16 protein-coding genes are annotated in these 16,834 nt (G+C 70.4%); 6 read left to right on the top strand and 10 right to left on the bottom strand.

Annotated elements, in window-relative coordinates; all coding sequences use genetic code 11:
• Positions 1 to 275 precede the first annotated feature (275 nt).
• Positions 276 to 917, top strand: coding sequence for a helix-turn-helix domain-containing protein (locus ACFVUT_RS27650; RefSeq protein WP_327367684.1), 642 nt, complete (start codon positions 276 to 278; stop codon positions 915 to 917).
• A gap of 79 nt (positions 918 to 996) precedes the next feature.
• Positions 997 to 1,785: a S16 family serine protease gene (locus ACFVUT_RS27645; protein ID WP_389658226.1), complete on the top strand. Its 789-nt coding sequence runs from the start codon at positions 997 to 999 to the stop codon at positions 1,783 to 1,785.
• Here ACFVUT_RS27645 and ACFVUT_RS27640 read toward each other — a convergent pair.
• The 8 genes from ACFVUT_RS27640 to ACFVUT_RS27605 form a co-directional block, all read right to left on the bottom strand.
• Entirely contained in the window at positions 1,715 to 3,058 is a 1,344-nt protein-coding gene (locus tag ACFVUT_RS27640) for an MFS transporter (protein WP_389658397.1), read from the bottom strand. The two genes, ACFVUT_RS27645 and ACFVUT_RS27640, sit on opposite strands and share 71 nt — an antisense overlap.
• A gap of 190 nt (positions 3,059 to 3,248) precedes the next feature.
• On the bottom strand, positions 3,249 to 3,446 hold the full coding sequence (locus ACFVUT_RS27635) for a hypothetical protein (RefSeq protein ID WP_389658223.1): 198 nt from the start codon (positions 3,444 to 3,446) through the stop codon (positions 3,249 to 3,251).
• 23 nt (positions 3,447 to 3,469) lie between these two features.
• Positions 3,470 to 4,090: an ArsR/SmtB family transcription factor gene (locus tag ACFVUT_RS27630; protein ID WP_389658220.1), complete on the bottom strand. Its 621-nt coding sequence runs from the start codon at positions 4,088 to 4,090 to the stop codon at positions 3,470 to 3,472.
• A gap of 106 nt (positions 4,091 to 4,196) precedes the next feature.
• Complete coding sequence (locus tag ACFVUT_RS27625; RefSeq protein WP_389658217.1) at positions 4,197 to 5,177, bottom strand: glycine betaine ABC transporter substrate-binding protein; 981 nt, start codon at positions 5,175 to 5,177, stop codon at positions 4,197 to 4,199.
• 1 nt (position 5,178) lies between these two features.
• Positions 5,179 to 6,075: an ABC transporter permease gene (locus ACFVUT_RS27620; protein ID WP_389658214.1), complete on the bottom strand. Its 897-nt coding sequence runs from the start codon at positions 6,073 to 6,075 to the stop codon at positions 5,179 to 5,181.
• Positions 6,072 to 7,271, bottom strand: a complete 1,200-nt coding sequence (locus ACFVUT_RS27615) for an ABC transporter ATP-binding protein (RefSeq protein WP_389658394.1) — start codon at positions 7,269 to 7,271, stop codon at positions 6,072 to 6,074. Before ACFVUT_RS27615 ends, ACFVUT_RS27620 begins: the two co-directional genes overlap by 4 nt.
• 91 nt (positions 7,272 to 7,362) lie before the next feature.
• The gene (locus ACFVUT_RS27610; protein ID WP_389658211.1) at positions 7,363 to 8,010 is read right to left on the bottom strand and encodes an ABC transporter permease; all 648 of its coding nucleotides are present in this window, start codon (positions 8,008 to 8,010) and stop codon (positions 7,363 to 7,365) included.
• A gap of 16 nt (positions 8,011 to 8,026) precedes the next feature.
• Positions 8,027 to 8,500 (bottom strand): Lrp/AsnC family transcriptional regulator, encoded by a 474-nt coding sequence (locus ACFVUT_RS27605; protein ID WP_389658208.1) that lies wholly within the window; start codon positions 8,498 to 8,500, stop codon positions 8,027 to 8,029.
• 134 nt (positions 8,501 to 8,634) lie between these two features.
• Between ACFVUT_RS27605 and hppD the strand changes: the two genes are divergently transcribed.
• Positions 8,635 to 9,780, top strand: coding sequence for a 4-hydroxyphenylpyruvate dioxygenase (hppD, locus tag ACFVUT_RS27600; RefSeq protein ID WP_389658205.1), 1,146 nt, complete (start codon positions 8,635 to 8,637; stop codon positions 9,778 to 9,780).
• A gap of 186 nt (positions 9,781 to 9,966) precedes the next feature.
• Here the strand turns inward: hppD and ACFVUT_RS27595 are convergent, their stop codons facing one another.
• A complete protein-coding gene (locus ACFVUT_RS27595; RefSeq protein ID WP_389658202.1) occupies positions 9,967 to 11,523 on the bottom strand; it encodes a tetratricopeptide repeat protein in 1,557 nt (518 codons plus the stop codon).
• 97 nt (positions 11,524 to 11,620) lie between these two features.
• Here ACFVUT_RS27595 and ACFVUT_RS27590 point away from each other — a divergent pair, with 97 nt between their 5' ends.
• Entirely contained in the window at positions 11,621 to 12,988 is a 1,368-nt protein-coding gene (locus ACFVUT_RS27590) for an FAD-binding oxidoreductase (protein WP_389658199.1), read from the top strand.
• Positions 12,989 to 13,155: 167 nt separating this feature from the next.
• Here the strand turns inward: ACFVUT_RS27590 and ACFVUT_RS27585 are convergent, their stop codons facing one another.
• The gene (locus ACFVUT_RS27585) at positions 13,156 to 13,629 is read right to left on the bottom strand and encodes an SsgA family sporulation/cell division regulator (RefSeq protein WP_389658196.1); all 474 of its coding nucleotides are present in this window, start codon (positions 13,627 to 13,629) and stop codon (positions 13,156 to 13,158) included.
• A gap of 212 nt (positions 13,630 to 13,841) precedes the next feature.
• Here ACFVUT_RS27585 and ACFVUT_RS27580 point away from each other — a divergent pair, with 212 nt between their 5' ends.
• Both ACFVUT_RS27580 and ACFVUT_RS27575 read left to right on the top strand, forming a co-directional pair.
• A complete protein-coding gene (locus ACFVUT_RS27580) occupies positions 13,842 to 15,632 on the top strand; it encodes an RDD family protein (RefSeq protein WP_389658193.1) in 1,791 nt (596 codons plus the stop codon).
• Positions 15,633 to 15,810: 178 nt separating this feature from the next.
• Complete coding sequence (locus tag ACFVUT_RS27575) at positions 15,811 to 16,626, top strand: RDD family protein (protein WP_389658190.1); 816 nt, start codon at positions 15,811 to 15,813, stop codon at positions 16,624 to 16,626.
• The last annotated feature ends 208 nt before the right edge of the window (positions 16,627 to 16,834 follow it).

The following is a 16,834-nucleotide window of genomic DNA, read 5'->3' as shown; positions in this document are numbered from 1 at the left end:
TAGACGTCCAGGTTTCGGTCGGCGTGGCGCTGACCGGCGCTTATGCTTCTTCGTGACAACTCCGCTTCCGGCGACGATCGGATTCTGGACGAGGTCTTCCGCTGAGCGAACTGGCTCGCTACTGTCCAAAAAATGCACGCCCCGTGGCAACGCCGCCGCGGAGCGCAGCCGGATGCCTTGGCCAGTCCGGCGGCCTCCCCGTGCGTCGCCGCTGGGACCGGTGGCACACACCCCGTGGGAAACCAGCCGCCGCTCACCACAGAGGAGAGGGCGTCGTGACCGCGGAGACCTCCCAGACGCTCGACCGAGGACTACGCGTCCTCAAACTGCTCGCCGACACCGACCACGGCCTGACCGTCACCGAGTTGTCCAACAAACTCGGGGTCAACCGAACCGTGGTCTACCGTCTGCTCGCCACACTGGAACAACATGCCCTGGTGCGCCGGGATCTGGGCGGCCGGGCCAGGGTGGGTCTCGGCGTGCTGCGCCTGGGCCGCCAGGTGCATCCGCTCGTGCGGGAAGCCGCGCTGCCCGCGCTGCGGTCCCTCGCCGAGGACATCGGGGCCACCGCCCATCTCACGCTGGTCGACGGCAGCGACGCGCTGGCGGTCGCCGTCGTGGAGCCGACCTGGACCGACTACCACGTGGCCTACCGGGCCGGCTTCCGGCACCCGCTGGACCGGGGCGCCGCAGGCCGGGCGATCCTCGCCGCCCGCCAGAAGCCGGTGGGCGAGACCGCCTTCACCCTCACCCACGGCGAACTGGAGGCCGGGGCGAGCGGAGCCGCAGCCGCGCTGGTGGGAGTGACGGGGGTCGAAGGCAGCGTCGGCGTGGTGATGCTCGCGGACGCCGTACCGGAACGGGTCGGGCCGCGCGTGGTGGACGCGGCCCGCGAGGTGGCGGACGCGCTGAGGTAGGGCCTGGGGAGAGGCGGGTGGTACGCGGCGGACCCACCGCCCGGACCGGTCGCCCCGCCCCGGCGGTTAGATTGGGCGGGTGCTCACTCGTCTCTCGCGTTTCCGCACCCTCGCGCTGTGCGCCCTGCCCGTCCTCGCCCTGTTCGGCGTGGCCGCCTTCGCGCCTCTGCCGTTCACGCTGGCGCAGCCCGGCACCACCGCGAACGTGCTCGGGAGTGATCACGGCACTCCCGTGATCAGCGTCAAAGGCGCGCCCACCCGCTCCACCAAGGGCGAGCTGCGGATGACGACGATCGTCGCGACCGGGCCGACCGCCGATGTCGGCCTGGGGGATGTGATCGACAGCTGGTTCCGTACGGACCGGGCGGTCATGCCCCGCGGCTCCGTCTACCCGACCGGCGGATCCGAGAAGGAGATCGAGAAGCACAACCTCGAAGACATGCGGAAGTCGCAGAACTCCGCGGTCGACGCGGCCCTGAACTACCTCGGCAAGCCGAAAGGCTCGGTCGACATCACCCTGCACCTCGCCGATGTGGGCGGCCCCAGCGCCGGCCTGTTCTTCGCGCTCGGCATCGTCGACAAGCTCGAAGGCAACGGCAACGGCGGCGATCTCACCGGGGGCCGCACCATCGCGGGCACCGGCACGATCCAGACGAACGGTGAAGTCGGTGCGGTCGGCGGAGTGTCCCTGAAGACCCAGGCCGCGCACCGCGACGGGGCGACCGTCTTCCTCGTGCCGAAGGACGAGTGCGGGGAGGCGGGCGCCGAACTCCCCAAGGGACTCCGGCTGATCCCGGTCACGACCCTGAAGAACGCGGTGTCCTCGCTCCGGGCGCTGGAGCAGGGACGCAAGGTCCCGAGCTGCTGACCTCGACGGCCGGTGACGGCACAGCGTGCCTCGCCGGTATGTCCGCGGCATCGGCCTCGGCCCCGGCCCCGTCCCCGGCCCCGTGTCCGTCCACTTCCCCGGTCGCCGGGTCGTCCATCGTGCGCCACGCCGGGAACACCAGGGGGCTGAGCGTGGCCAGCAGGTACACGCCGCCCATCGCCAGCAGCGCACCCCTCGCCCCCGCGCTCTCCACGAGCAGGCCGGCCACGAGACCCCCCACCGGCATGGCCAGTTCGCAGCCCGCCGTGAGGACCCCGGAGACGCGGCTGCGCAACGCGTCGGGCACACGTCCGTAGGTCACCGTCGTCAGGATCGGGTTCAGCACCCCGCCCGCGACACCGCTCAGTGCCATGGTCACGGCGAGCGGCAGCGTCGTCCCGGTCAGGGCCGCGACCGCGTACCTGGGCGCGCCGCACAGCATCACGCACACCGTGAAGACGGCCCGGCGCGAGAACCGGTGCCCGACCGCCCCGTACAGCAGCGCCCCGGTCAGTCCGCCCGCGCCGAACAGCGCGGTGAGCACCCCGATGTCCCTCGCCCCGCCCAGTTCGGTCGAGGCGTGCACCGGCAGCAGGACGGCGTTCCAGCCCTGATCGGTGCCGTTCATGAAGAGGACCATCACCACGACCGCCAGCATCAGGCGGTTGCCGAGCAAGAAGGTGTATCCCTCGCGCAGTTCGGTGCGGTAGGCCCGCAGGGACACGGGCGCCGCGGCCTTGCGCGGCTCGGCCGCGCGTATCCCCCGCACCCCGGCAGCGATCAGCAGCGCGGACGTCAGGAACGTCGCGGCGTCCAGCAGCAGTACGGTCTCCGCGCCGACCAGCGCGATCAGTACGCCCGCCAGCGCCGCGCCGACCATCCGGGCGCCGCGTGAGACGGCGTCGAAGAGGCTGGCGGCGCGGGCGAGGGTGGTGCCGGCGTGCTCGGCGAGATCCGGTACGAGTACGTAGCGCGCCGTGTTCCCCGGAGTGTGCAGGAGCCCGCTGACCGCCATCAGTGCGCAGAGCATCCAGAAGGCGAGCGCGTCCGCGTAGTGCAGCAGCGGTATCGCGGCGACGGCGGCGCCGCACACCAGGTCGGAGGCGACGGAGACCCGGCGTCGTCCGATCCGGTCGATGACGGGCCCGCCGATCAGTGCGGAGACGACGATCGGCAGTGTCGCGCAGAAGGCGACGACTCCGGCCCGTCCCGCGCTTCCCGTGGTCTCCAGCACGAACCACGGGACGCCGATGAGAGTGAGTGAACTCCCCATGGTCGAGACCGAGTTGGCTGCAAGGATGGCGATGAGCGGCCTGCGGTCGCGTCGGTCGGCGCGTGGGGAGTCGGATGCGCCGGTGTGCGGGCCGGTGCCGTTTCTGCTGTCGTTCGCGCCCTTGTGCGCGGCGTCCCCGCCGGTGTCCTCGTGCGCGCTGTCGGGTGTGTTCTTCCCCCCGTCCACGGCGCTAGGCCGTGCGAGGCGAGCAGGCCGGCAGCGTGGGCCGGTTCGGTATCAGGCGCAGGCCCACCTCGACCATGGTCCAGCCCAGCCGGGTCCGCAGATCCGTGCGTGGCACGCGCGGGGCGAGGCTGAACTCGGCTGCCTGGCCGCGCAGTTCGGCGGAGTGGATGTCGTGCAGCCACAGGTGCGTCTCGGCGTTCACGGTGAAGGATCCTCTCGGTCTGTTCAGGCTTGGGGGCGCGGGAAGACGTGCAGGTGCGTACGGACCACAGCCGAGCCCTCGGCGTCGTCGGGGACGCGTCCGCGGTAGCTGTTGATCACTTCGTGCAGCTTGTCGGAGAGTTCGGCGGCCAGCTCCGGGGTGAGCCGGACCTTGAAGTCGCTGAGGTTCCAGCTCTCGGTCCATTCCTGGGACCACTCGTGCATCGTGCCGAGCCAGGTGTTGAGTTCCTGGGTGTGGACCGTCGCGATCTCGTGGAGCACGACGTTCATCGCGCCGCGGACCTCCGGATCGGTGTCCTGCATGATCTTCGGGTCGAAGGTGGCGCCGGAGTGCAGTGCCCGCCACCACCGCTCGCGGCCCTTGCCGAGCGTCGGGTCGTCCTCCACGAATCCGTACGAGGCCAGTTGGCGCAGGTGGTAGCTGGTGGCGCCGCTGGATTCGCCGAGCCGGTCGGCGAGGCTCGACGCGGTGGCGGGGCCGAACTCCCTGAGCGTCGTGAGCAGCCGGACGCGCAGGGGGTGGGCGAGCCCCCGCAGCTTGCGGGCGTCGACGTTGAGCAACTTCGTATGGGCGGTGGCGGAGTCGGTGGCGCTGTCGCTCTCGGGGGCTTCTTCCGTGTCCATGCCTCAACTGTAGAGTTGCAAAGACAGCTTTGCAACACCTTCTTTGCATGGACTTCTTTGTAACTCTGCGAAGGGTGAGGTGAAGCCAACTCAGCGCGGCGGCCCGTCACTTCTGCTTGATGAACCCCTCCTGGATCAGCCAGTCCTTCGCCACCTCGTGGGGGTCCTGCCCGTCGACGTCCACCTTCGCGTTGAGCGTCTGGGCGACCTCCGTCGTCAGCTTCTTGCTGAGCGGGTCGAGCAGCTTCGCGATCACCGGGTACTTCTCGAAGGTCTTGGTGTGGATGACGGGCGCCGCGTTGTAGTTGGGGAAGAAGTGCTTGTCGTCCACGAGTACGTCGAGGTCCATGGCCTTGATCCGGCCGTCCGTGGTGAACACCTCGCCCAGCAGGCAGGAGTTGGACTTCGAGACCTGGGTGTAGATGATCCCTGCGTCCATCTTCTTGATGCGGGAGGCCGGGACCGACATCCCGTACGCCTTCTCCATGCCCGGCAGTCCGTCGTCGCGCGAGGCGAACTCGTTCTCCACGCAGATCGACACCGCCGACGGGTTCTTCTTCGCCAGTGCGGCGGCGTCGGAGAGCGTCCGCAGGTGGTACTTCGCGTTGTTCTTCCTGCTGATGGCGAGCGCGTAGGTGTTGTTGAGGGTGGACTGCGGCAGCCAGGTCACCCCGTTCTTCCGGTCCTCGTCGCGGACCGCCTCCCACTGCTTCTGCGGGTCGGCGATCGGCTTCGCATGGCCCAGATAGGTGATCCAGCCGGTGCCGGTGTACTCGTACATGGCGTCCGCGTCGCCCTTGACGATCGCCTCGCGCGCACTGATCGAGCCGGGCAGGTTCGTCCGGTCCAGCACCTCCGCGCCGGCGGCCTTGAAGATCAGGCCGATCATCTGGCCCAGGACGATGTTCTCGCTGAAGTTCTTCGAGGTGACGGTCAGTGAGGCGCCGCGCAGCGGCTCCCCCGCCCCGACGGAGCCCGGCACCACGTCGTCCACCATCGGCGAGCCGCTCTTCAGCCCGCACCCGGAGAGCGCCAACGCCAGCGCGACCGCTCCCACCAGCCCCGTACGCACCTTGCGCGGGCCCATCTCACCCCACCTCCAGTCCGCGCGGCGTCAACGCCAGCTCGACCAGCGAGGCCAGCCAGTCCACCAGCAGGGCCAGCACCACCGTCAGCACGGAGCCGAGGACCAGTACCGGCATCCGCTGGGTCTGGATGCCCGACGTGATCAGGTCGCCGAGGCCGCCGCCACCGACGAACGTGGCCAGGGTCGCCGTACCGACGTTGAGTACCAGCGCCGTCCGTACACCGGCCAGGATCAGCGGCACCGCCAGCGGCAGTTCGATCTTGGTGAGCGTCCCCATCGCCGACATGCCGATGCCGCGCGACGCCTCGACCAGGCTCGGTTCGATCGCCTTGAGACCGGCCACCGTGTTGGAGAACACCGGCAGCACCGCGTAGATCACCATGCCGATGATCGCGGTCGACGGCCCGATGCCGAGCCAGATGACCAGCAGCGCCAGCAGACCGATCGCCGGGGTGGCCTGCCCGATGTTGGCGAGCGCGGTGACCACCGGGGCACCCTTGCGCAGCCCGCGCCGGGTCAGCGCGATCCCCAGCGGGATGGCGATGATCAGCACCCAGAACGTCGAGATCGCGGTCAGCTTCACGTGCTGCCACCAGCGCAGCCGCACATTGCCGCCGGTGAGCGAATTCCTCGCGATGGAGTCCAGGTGGACGTGGGTGATCCACAGATAGGTGACGGCCAGGACGATCGCGAGCACGGCCGGCAGCAGCACCAGCTTGTGCCAGGTGATCCGGCGCGGTGGCCCCGCCGGTGGCGGTGCGGGTTCCTCCGTGTCGGAGAAGGCGTGGCCGTCGACGTCGTGTTCGCCGGGCGGGCGGTCGTTGTCGGACGCGGGCGCCGGGCGGGCGGAGCGGGGAGTGCGGCGCGCGCCGGAATGCGGCGGAGAGTTGCGTTTCATGCGTCCGCACCGCCCTCCAGCTCCTGTTCGGTCTGGTGGGCGCGCATCTCCTCCAGATCGTGCTGGTGCTCGATCGCGGCGAGCCGGTCGGCCTCCAGCAGTTCATGGACGGAATTCATCAGGGTGTGCATGTCGACGACCCCGATGAACTCGCCGCGCCGCCCCGTCACCGCGGCCCGTCCGCCGCTGTCGGTCAGCACCGCCTCCAGCGCGTCGTGCAGCGTGGCGTCCCGTGTCACCGTGTCGTGGACCAACTGCCCGGCGCGCGCCAGCGAACCCCGGGCCCGCATCAGGTCGCCGCGCCGCAGCCACTTGTACGGGCGGTTCCTGCGGTCCAGCATCAGCAGCTCGTTGTGCGGGCCGGTGCGCAGCTTGTTGAAGATGGACTGGAGCGGGTCGTCGACCGTCACCGTCGGGAACTCGGCCATCTCCACGTCCCGTACACGGGTGAGGTTGAGCCGCTTGAGCGCGGCCCCGGCCCCGACGAAACCCGAGACGAAGTCGTCCGTCGGGTTGGTGAGGATCGCCTCCGGGGTGTCGAACTGCGCGATGTGCGAGCGCTCCCGCAGCACGGCGATCCGGTCACCCAGCTTGATCGCCTCGTCGAAGTCATGGGTGACGAAGACGATCGTCTTGTGCAGCTCGTGCTGGAGCCGGATCAGTTCGTCCTGGAGGTGGTCGCGGGTGATCGGGTCGACCGCGCCGAACGGCTCGTCCATGAGAAGCACCGGCGGATCGGCCGCCAGGGCGCGCGCCACGCCCACCCGCTGCTGCTGTCCGCCGGAGAGCGCACGCGGATAGCGCCCGTGGAACTCCCGCGGGTCCAGGCCGACGAGATCGAGCATCTCCTCGACCCGGTCCTTCACCTTCGACTTCGACCAGCCGACCATCTTCGGTACGAGGGCGATGTTCTCGGCGACCGTCATGTGCGGGAAGAGACCGGACGACTGGATCGCGTAACCGATCTTGCGTCGCAGCTTCACCGGGTCGATGTCGGTGACGTCCTCGTCGCCGATCAGGATCCGGCCGGACGTCGGCTCGATCAGCCGGTTGATCATCTTCAGGGTGGTGGACTTCCCGCAACCGGACGGGCCGACGAAGATCACCGTCTCGCCGGCCTTGATGTCCATCGTGACGCTGTCCACCGCCGGGGTCGGAAGGCCCGGATAGCGCTTGGTCAGGTCGTCGAGGTGGATGGTGGCGCCGGACGCCGGCTGCGCCGTCCCGCCGTTGTCGGCGGTGGCGGAGTCGGCTGTCCCGGACGTGACGCGTGCGGAGCCGGCGGTCTCAGACACGGATCCCCCTGGGAATGGTGAGCCGTCCGAGCAGCACGTACGCGGCGTCGAAGAGCAGGGCGAGGATGACGATGCCGAGCGTGCCGGCGAGTACCTGATTGATCGCGTTGGCGCTGCCCAGCGAGGCGATGCCGCGGAAGATCTCATTGCCCAGGCCGGGGCCCGACGCATACGCGGCGATGGCGGCGATGCCCATCAGCATCTGGGTGGAGACCCTGATCCCGGTGAGGATCGGTGGCCAGGCGAGCGGCAGTTCCACCCGGCACAACCGGGCCAGCCGCGACATCCCGATGCCCTTCGCCGCATCGACGAGCGACGGGTCGACACCGCGCAGCCCCACGATCGAGTTGCGAACGACGGGCAGCAGTCCGTACAGCGTGAGAGTGATCACCGTGGGCGCCACCCCGAGTCCGACCAGCGGGATGAGCAGACCGATCGCGGCGAGGGAGGGAATGGTGAGGACCGTCGCCGTCGACGTGATGGCCAGCGACCCGGCCCATCCGCTGCGGTAGGTGACGACCCCGATCAGGACGCCGAGCAGGGTGGCGATGACCATGCACTGGAATACGGCACTGACGTGCTGGTACGCGTCGGTGAGCAGCTGTTGGTGTCGGTTGCCCAGGTACTCCCAGAAGCTCACACGCCACTCCCTCGGCTCAGTCGTTGTCCTCCGCGGCCTGCTCGACGAGCGGGATGATGCGCAGCGGAACGGGGTTCTCCATGACGATGGCCGTGGAGGCCCGGACAATGCCATCAAAGCCGACAACCCGGTCGATCACCCGTTGGAGATCGGCGTTGGACCGTGCGACCAGGCGGCAGAGCATGTCCCCGTGACCGGTGGTGGTGTGCAGCTCCAGCACCTCCGGGACACCCCCCAAGTGGGCCCGTACATCGGCGCCTTGACCCTGCTTGATCTCCAGCGTCGCGAACGCGGTGACGGGGTAGCCGAGCGCCGCCGGATCGACGGCCGGGCCGAATCCGCGAATGACTCCATTCGACTGAAGCCGGTCGAGCCGCGCCTGCACCGTCCCGCGCGCCACGCCGAGCCGGCGCGACGCCTCCAGGACGCCGATACGGGGCTCGCGGGCCAGCAGTACGATGAGCCGCCCGTCCAGACGGTCGATCGCCATGGTGCGCCTCCGGAGGATCGCTGTGATGGTCATCATGTACAGATAGCCCGGTCATCATCCCTATCGGCTGGGCAGATTGCCCAGTGGATTCGCGAACTGTTGCGCACCTTGCGAAGCGGCGAGAGCCTTCGCACATGACTGAGACTCTGCACACCACCCCCGACACAGCCCGGCAGGCCGATCCCTTCCCGGTCAAGGGAATGGACGCGGTCGTCTTCGCCGTCGGCAACGCCAAGCAGGCCGCGCACTACTACTCGACGGCCTTCGGCATGAAGCTGGTCGCCTACTCCGGACCGGAGAACGGCAGCCGCGAGACGGCGAGTTACGTCCTCACCAGTGGCTCCGCCCGTTTCGTCTTCACCTCCGTCATCAAGGTGTCCACCGACCACGGCCGCTTCCTCGCCGACCATGTCGCCGAGCACGGCGACGGCGTCGTGGACCTGGCCATCGAGGTCCCGGACGCCCGCGCGGCCTATGCGTACGCGGTCGAGCACGGCGCCCTCGGTCTCTCGGAGCCGCACGAGGTCAAGGACGAGCACGGCACGGTCGTCCTGGCCGCCATCGCCACGTACGGCAAGACCCGCCACACCCTCGTGGAGCGCACCGGCTACGACGGCCCGTACCTGCCCGGCTTCGCAGCCGCGGACCCGATCGTCGCGCCGCCCGCCAAGCGGACCTTCCAGGCCGTCGACCACTGCGTCGGCAACGTGGAACTCGGCCGGATGAACGAGTGGGTCGGCTTCTACAACAAGGTCATGGGTTTCACCAACATGAAGGAGTTCGTGGGCGACGACATCGCCACCGAGTACTCCGCCCTCATGTCGAAGGTCGTCGCCGACGGCACGCTCAAGGTCAAGTTCCCGATCAACGAACCGGCGATCGCCAAGAAGAAGTCCCAGATCGACGAGTACCTGGAGTTCTACGGCGGCGCGGGCGTGCAGCACATCGCGCTCGCGACGAACGACATCGTCGCCTCGGTGCGTGCGATGCGGGCGGCCGGGGTGCAGTTCCTGGACACCCCCGACTCGTACTACGACACCCTCGGCGAGTGGGCGGGCGAGACCCGCGTCCCCGTGGAGACCCTGCGCGAGCTGAAGATCCTCGTCGACCGCGACGAGGACGGCTACCTGCTGCAGATCTTCACCAAGCCGGTCCAGGACCGTCCCACCGTCTTCTTCGAGATGATCGAGCGCCATGGCTCGATGGGCTTCGGCAAGGGCAACTTCAAGGCCCTGTTCGAGGCGATCGAGCGCGAGCAGGAGAGGCGCGGCAACCTGTAGGACGCCTGAGAGCTGCCCCGTAATCCCTGGGCCGGCAGGGGCAATGGTCCGGTGGCGAACGCCCACCGACGCTCGGACCGGGGGCCTCCGGCACGGCCGAGGCCCCCGGCCCTGTACGCCGGCCGGAGCGGTGCGCCACCGCGCCCGCGTCGCGGGCCGGCCGGCGATTGAGACCGTCGCCCGCCGTCAGCGACGACTCGGCGCCGGTGGAGCGGGCTGCGGCTTCGCGGGTGCCATGCCCGGCGAGCCGTCCGCCACCGGACCGCCCAGCGCCTCCAGGGCCTTTTGGGCCTCCGGACCCTCCAGCGGCGAGAAGCGCGGATTGATGAGCAGGGCCTCACCCAGACTGCGGCGCGCCGCACCGTAGTCCTCCAACGACTGCTGGATCGCCCCCAGATGGGCCTGGTACGAGGCGTTGCGCCCACCCGTCCCGACCGCCCGCGTCGCGTACTCCAGCGCGGAGGCCGAGTCGCCGGAACGGTGCAGTGCCCAGCCCAGCGCGTCCGCCACCGCCGCACTGCGGTGCGACCGGGCCCACTGCGCCTTCAGCGAGGTCACCGCAGCGGCCGCGTCACCGTGATCGGCCTCGAAACGGCCGCGCAGAGTCGCGTTGTCCACGCCCTGGGCGTCGTCGCGCGCAAGGGCCTCGCGGAGCTGTGCGTACAGTTTCCCGGACTCCTCCTCCCGGCCCAGCGACTCGTACAACTCGCCCAGCTCCAGCATGTATTCGGGCCGCGGAAGGTCAGCCAGCGCCGCCTTGTAGTCGCGCTCCGCCTCGTCCGTACGACCGAGCGCCGCCAGTGCCCTGGCCCGGCCCGCGAGCGACGGGTGGTGGGCGCGGTCGGTCCGCAACGCCGCGCTGTACCGCGCCACCGCCTCGTCGGGTTCGCCTCCCTCCCAGGCCAGCTCGCCGAGCAGGGACAGGCACTCCGCCTTCTGCGCCGGAGTGGAGGCCCGGTTCGCCGCCTTCCGCGCATCCGCCAGCGCCTCCTCCCTCCGGCCACTGTCCCGGTACCTCTGCGCCGACCGGACGAGCGCCGGAGCCCCGGAGTGCAGCGCGGCGAACTTCTCCACCGCCGCGTTCGCCGATGTGTAGTCACCGACGCCGTTGTACGCGTCGATCAGCGCCGGATACACGTTCCACTGCTTCGGCTGCCGCGCCCGTACCCGCTCGCCCCACTTCTTCGCCGTGACGAAGTCGTGCCGGGCGTTGGCGAGCACCGCGAGCCCCACCCAGGCCGCCGTGTTCCCGCTCTCGCCCGGCTCGACGTCCAGCGAGCGCTTCAGCGCCTGCTCGGCCCGGCCGTAGTAAGCCGAGTCCGCGGCACGCTGCCCCCACTCCACGAACGCCGTCCCGAGCAGCGCCCACGAGCGCGCGTCGGACGGATGCGTGCCCAGCCACTCCTGCCGGTCCCCGATCAGCGCCGTCAGATCGGAGAGCGACGCGGGAGAACCCGAGCCCCGCGCCTTCAGAGCCCGCGACACCGGTCCCGGCGCGGGCGGCGGCGCGGACTTCTCCTCGTCCTCCGGCACTGCCACCACCGCACCCGTCACCAGCACGGCACCCGCCACCACACCCAGGGCCGCCCTCCGCAGCGTCGTACGCAACGACACGGGCGGCAGCTCGACCGGGGCCGGGCCCGGCGACACCGCGTCCAGCGGCACGGGTTCGCCTCCGGGAGGCTCAAGGACAGGCTGCGTCGGATCGGGGGACTCCGGAGGCTGCTGCGGCGTGACATCCATGCCGATCACTCTGCGTCAGTACGAAGAGCACACCGCGTCTTGCGAAGGGTGCGGCAGACGGGTTCACACCAATGGGCCCGGGTGCCACGCTTGGATCATGAACGGTCTTCTCGAACGTCTGCGTACGGGGCTGCCCGCCGAGGCCCTGATCACCGATCCGGACATCACCGCCTCCTACGCCCACGACATGGCGAGTTTCTGCGATGCGGGCACGCCGGCCGTCGTCGTGCTCCCACGCACGGTCGAGCAGGTCCAGCACGTCATGCGCACCGCCACGGCCCTGCGCGTCCCGGTCGTTCCGCAGGGGGCCCGTACCGGACTGTCGGGCGCGGCCAACGCCTCCGACGACTGCATCGTCCTGTCCCTGGTGAAGATGGACCGGATCCTGGAGATCAACCCGGTCGACCGGATCGCCGTCGTCGAACCGGGCGTCATCAACGCGGTGCTGTCCCGAGCGGTCAACGAACACGGTCTCTCCTACCCGCCGGACCCCTCCAGCTGGGAGATGTGCACCATCGGCGGCAACATCGGCACCGCGTCCGGCGGCCTGTGCTGCGTGAAGTACGGGGTCACCGCCGAATACGTACTCGGACTGGAGGTCGTCCTCGCCGACGGGCGGCTGCTCACCACCGGCCGCCGCACCGCGAAGGGCGTCGCCGGATACGACCTCACCCGGCTCTTCGTCGGTTCGGAAGGCAGCCTCGGCATCATCGTCAAGGCCGTGCTCGCACTGAAACCCCAGCCGCCGCAGCAGCTGGTCCTGGCAGCCGAGTTCCCGAGCGCGGCCACCGCCTGCGACGCGATCTGCCGGATCATGGAGCGCGGACACACCCCGTCACTCCTCGAACTGATGGACCGTACAACAATCCGTGCCGTCAACAGGGTGGCCGCCATGGGCCTCCCCGACACGACCGAGGCGCTCCTGCTCGCCGCCTTCGACACCCCGGACCCGTCGGCCGACCTGGCCGCCGTCGCCGAGCTGTGCACCGCTGCGGGCGCCACCGAGGTGGTTCCCGCCGACGACGCCGCCGAGTCCGAACTGCTGCTCCAGGCCCGGCGGATGTCGCTCACCGCGCTGGAGACCGTCAAGCGGGCGACGATGATCGACGACGTCTGCGTACCGCGGTCGAAGCTCGGCGCGATGCTCGAAGGCACCGCCGCCATCGCCGAGAAGTACGACCTCACCATCGGCGTCTGCGCACACGCGGGCGACGGCAACACCCACCCCGTCGTCTGCTTCGACGACACCGACGCCGACGAGTCCCGGCGGGCCCGCGAATCCTTCGACGAGATCATGGCGCTCGGCCTGGAACTCGGCGGCACGATCACCGGTGAGCACGGCGTGGGCGTCCTCAAGAAGGAGTGGCTCGCGCGCGAACTCGGCGAGGTGAGTGTCGAACTGCACCGGGGCATCAAACAGGCATTCGACCCCCTGGGCCTGCTCAACCCGGGCAAGGTGTTCTGACGCCGGGGCGGGACGGGATGCCGGGGCGGGACGAGATGCCGGGCTGGGGCAGGGTGTCGAGGCTGATCGGGATGGCGGGTCAGGACGGGATGGCGGGGCTGATCGGGATGGCGGGTCGGGTCGGGATGGCGGGGCTGATCGGGGCGCCGGGCCGGGGCCGCGGTTGCTCACGCGTCGCCGTCCGACTCGTCCGACGCCCACGGGTCGCTCAGCCACAGATCGTCGGCCGGCAGCGGCGCGAGCAGTTCGGCGAGCGCTTCGTCGAGGCCGAGCCGCTCGGCCTCCGTCCCCGGAGGCACCAGCCGCAGTGTCCGCTCCATCCAGGTCGCCACCGCGGCGGACGGCACCTCCAGAAGGGCGTCGCCGTCGGGCGAGGTCAGCGCCACGAAGATGACGTTGCGCCGCTCGACCTTGGTCGGCCAGATCCGCACGTCTCCATGGCCGCACGGCCGGAACACGCCCTCGACCAGCAGATCGCGGGCGAACGTCCAGTGCACGGGGAAGTCGGAGCCGATATGGAAAGTGATGTGCACGGCGAACGGATCCTCCGTGCGGTAGGTCAGCCTGGCCGGTACGGGGATGCTGCGCTCGGGCGACAGAACCAGCTTGAGCTCCAGCTCGCGTTCCACGACGGTGTCCATGAGTGCGTCCTCTCGGTGCCTGTGGGCCGGTCCCGTGACCGGTCCGCACAGGGAGAGAGCGCACTGACCGCTCTTCATTACGCGACTTCCGGAAGAAATTTTGGCGTGCCCGGAAAGTGGCCCAAACCCCTGGACTGGCCCAGGGGTACGCGGGCGTCTGATAGATGTGGACCCGTTGTATTGAGGCCTCGAAGAGATACGGGACCACGGTGATGAGCGCCCCAACCCCGGCACCCGGTGACGAACGCCCCCGCGAGGGGTATTACCCCGACCCGTCCATTCCCGGATACGTCCGGTACTGGAACGGCACCTCGTGGGTGCCGGGCACGAGCCGGCCCGCCCCTCGGCAGGGGGAGTCGATGCCCGCGTCGGCCCCCGAAGCGTCGGCCCAGCCGCAGCCGCAGCCGCAGCCGCAGACACAGCTACCGCCGCAACCCTCGGCTTCTGCTCCGGCTCCGGCTCCGGCCGAGGAGACCGGTCCGGTCTTCCTCGACGAGCAGTCGCAGCCGGACAGCCGCCCCGAACCGTCCATTGCCTGGCAGGCCGACGCCTCCCGCCAGACCGGCTTCGGCGGAGACCAGCGGGTCTCCTGGGGTGGGACCGGGCAGACCGGGCAGACCGGCGGACAGAGTGGACAGGGAGGGCCCGGCAGGTCGTCGGTGCCGGTGTCCGGAGCAGAGGCGGGCTCGGGACCGGACTCCGGCCGTGATCCGCGTACACCCGCGGACCGGGCCCCGTCCGATCGTGTTCCCGCGGTCCGGGAACCTGTCGATCGTGTTCCCGCGGTCCGGGAGCCTGCCGATCGTGTTCCCGCGGTCCGGGAGCCTGTCGGCCGTGCGCCCGCGGTTCGGGAGCCTGCCGATCGTGCGCCCGCAGATCCGCGTCGGCCCGTCTCCACGGATTCGGCGGGCGGCGCGCTGCCGGGCATGCGCGAGGGCGGCGGCCGGCCGGCCGAGAACACCGTCGCGATCCGGCCCGAGGGCCGGGGCACTCGCCCGACCACCCCTCGGGCGAACGAACAGCAAGCCGCGGACGGGACGATGGCGATCCGCGCGATCGCCCCCGGGACCACCGCCCGGACCCCCGCACAGCCCCCGGCCCGGAACCAGCCTCCCGCCCCGGCACAGAGCCGGCCCTCCGCCCCGGCGCAGAACCCGGCACAGCCCCCGGCGCAGAACCAGCCGCCCGCCGGGGCCAATCGCCCGCTCGCTCCGGGCCCCGGCGGCGGCTCGGCCTCCTGGGCTCAGCAGGTCCACCAGCTCGCCCAGCCCGGCCAGGCGGCCCCTCCGCAGCAGCAGCAGCCACAGCCGCTGCAGCCACAGCCGCAGCCGCAGCCGCTGCAGCCACAGCCGCAGCCGCAGCCGCTGCAGCCACAGCAGCCGCAGCCGCCGCAGCTCCCGTTCCAGGGGCAGCAGCCGGCACCGCAGCCCGGTGCGCGCGGGGGACAGCCGGACCAGCCCGTCGTGCCGTGGAAGCCCCCGGTCGATGACCCCTTCCAGCAGCTCGTACAGGCCCAGGCATCGGCCAGGCCCGCCGGACTCGGCAAACGGTTCGCCGCCCGGCTGGTCGACACGGTGGTGCTGGCCGCACTCGTCGGCGCGATCGGATTCCCGCTCGTCTCGCGGGCGATGGACCACATCGACGAGAAGATCAACGCGGCGAAGCTGTCCGGTGAGACGGTCACCGTCTGGTTGGTGGACTCCACCACGGCGGGTCTCTTCGGCGCGGTGCTCGGCGCGTTCCTCGTGCTGGGCGTCCTGCTGGAGGCGCTGCCGACCGCCAAGTGGGGCCGCACGCTCGGCAAGAAGCTCTGCGGACTCGACGTGCGGGACATCGAGTCCCACGCACCCCCGTCCTTCGGTGCCGCGCTCCGTCGCTGGCTGGTCTACGGCGTGCTGGGTGTTCTGGTCGTCGGGGTGGTCAATGTGCTCTGGTGCCTGTTCGACCGGCCGTGGCGCCAGTGCTGGCACGACAAGGCGGCGCACACGTTCGTGGCGGGCTGACGCCGCTCCGGCGTCCGCGGAGCCACTCCTCCGGCGTCCGCGGAGCCACTCCTCCGGCGTCTGCGGAGCCACTCCTCCGGCTGACGGCTCATCGGGGGAACGGCTCCGCGGAATGTGCCGTTCCCCCGAACGCACCTGAGCCGTTGCGGGGGCACCGCAGCCGGGGTGCACTGCCCCCATGAGCAACGATCAGCCGACGTCCGGTCAGCCGCCCGAGGAAGACCCGTTCCTCAAGAAGCCTCAGGAACCAGGGGGACCGCAGGGGGCTCACGGGGCTCATGGACCGAACGGGCCGCAGGAGCCCCAAGGACCTCAGGGACCGAACGGACCTCAGGGGCCGAACGGACCTCATGGACCTCAGGAACCCCAAGGTCCATGGGGGCCGGAGACGCCGCAGGGGCCGCACGGGCCGTCGTCGGGTTCGCCCTACGACAGCGCTCCGCCTCCCCCTCCGCCTCCTCCGCCGTACGGTCCCGGTCCCTACGGCGGAGGCGGCCCGTACGGGGGTGTGGATCCGCTGGCCGGCATGCCGCCGCTGGGCGAACCGGGGAAGCGGATCCTGGCCCGGCTGATCGACTTCCTGATCATCTCGATCCCGCTGTATCTGATCTCGTTGCCGTGGGGCGGCGCGGTCGAGATGAACAGCAACAGCAGCAACAGCGACGTGTTCAGCCAGACGTACAGCGGGCACCAGCTGACCTGGTCGCTGATCGGTCTGGTGATCTACGTCGCGTACGACACGTACTTCACGCACAAGGACGGCCGGACCATCGGCAAGCGGCTGCTGAAGCTCCGGGTCGCGATGCTCAACGACGGCCGGGTGCCGGACACCGGTGCGTCGTTCCTGCGGGCCGTGGTGCTGTGGCTGCCCGCGCTGCTGTGCTGTCCGTGCCTGTGGTGGCTGATCAACATCGTGCTCATGTTCACGGACAAGCCGTACCGACAGGGCCTCCAGGACAAAGCGGCGAAGACGGTGGTCGTCCAGACCAACTGAGGCCACCTCCGGCACCCGCGCCCCGCGCCTCACACACCCGCGCCCCGCGCCTCACACACCAGCGCCCCGCGCCTCACACACCCGTGCCCCGCGCTTCACGCCCCCCGCGCACTCAGGCCCCGCGCTTCACGCCCCGCGGACCCGCGCATCCCCGCTCTCGCCGTACGGCCTCGGTCTCCGTACGGACCCGATCACCGGGTCCGTACGG

Source organism: Streptomyces sp. NPDC058051, assembly GCF_042885475.1.
In the GTDB taxonomy this organism is placed as follows: domain Bacteria; phylum Actinomycetota; class Actinomycetes; order Streptomycetales; family Streptomycetaceae; genus Streptomyces.
This window is presented reverse-complemented; position numbering and strand designations above follow the sequence as displayed.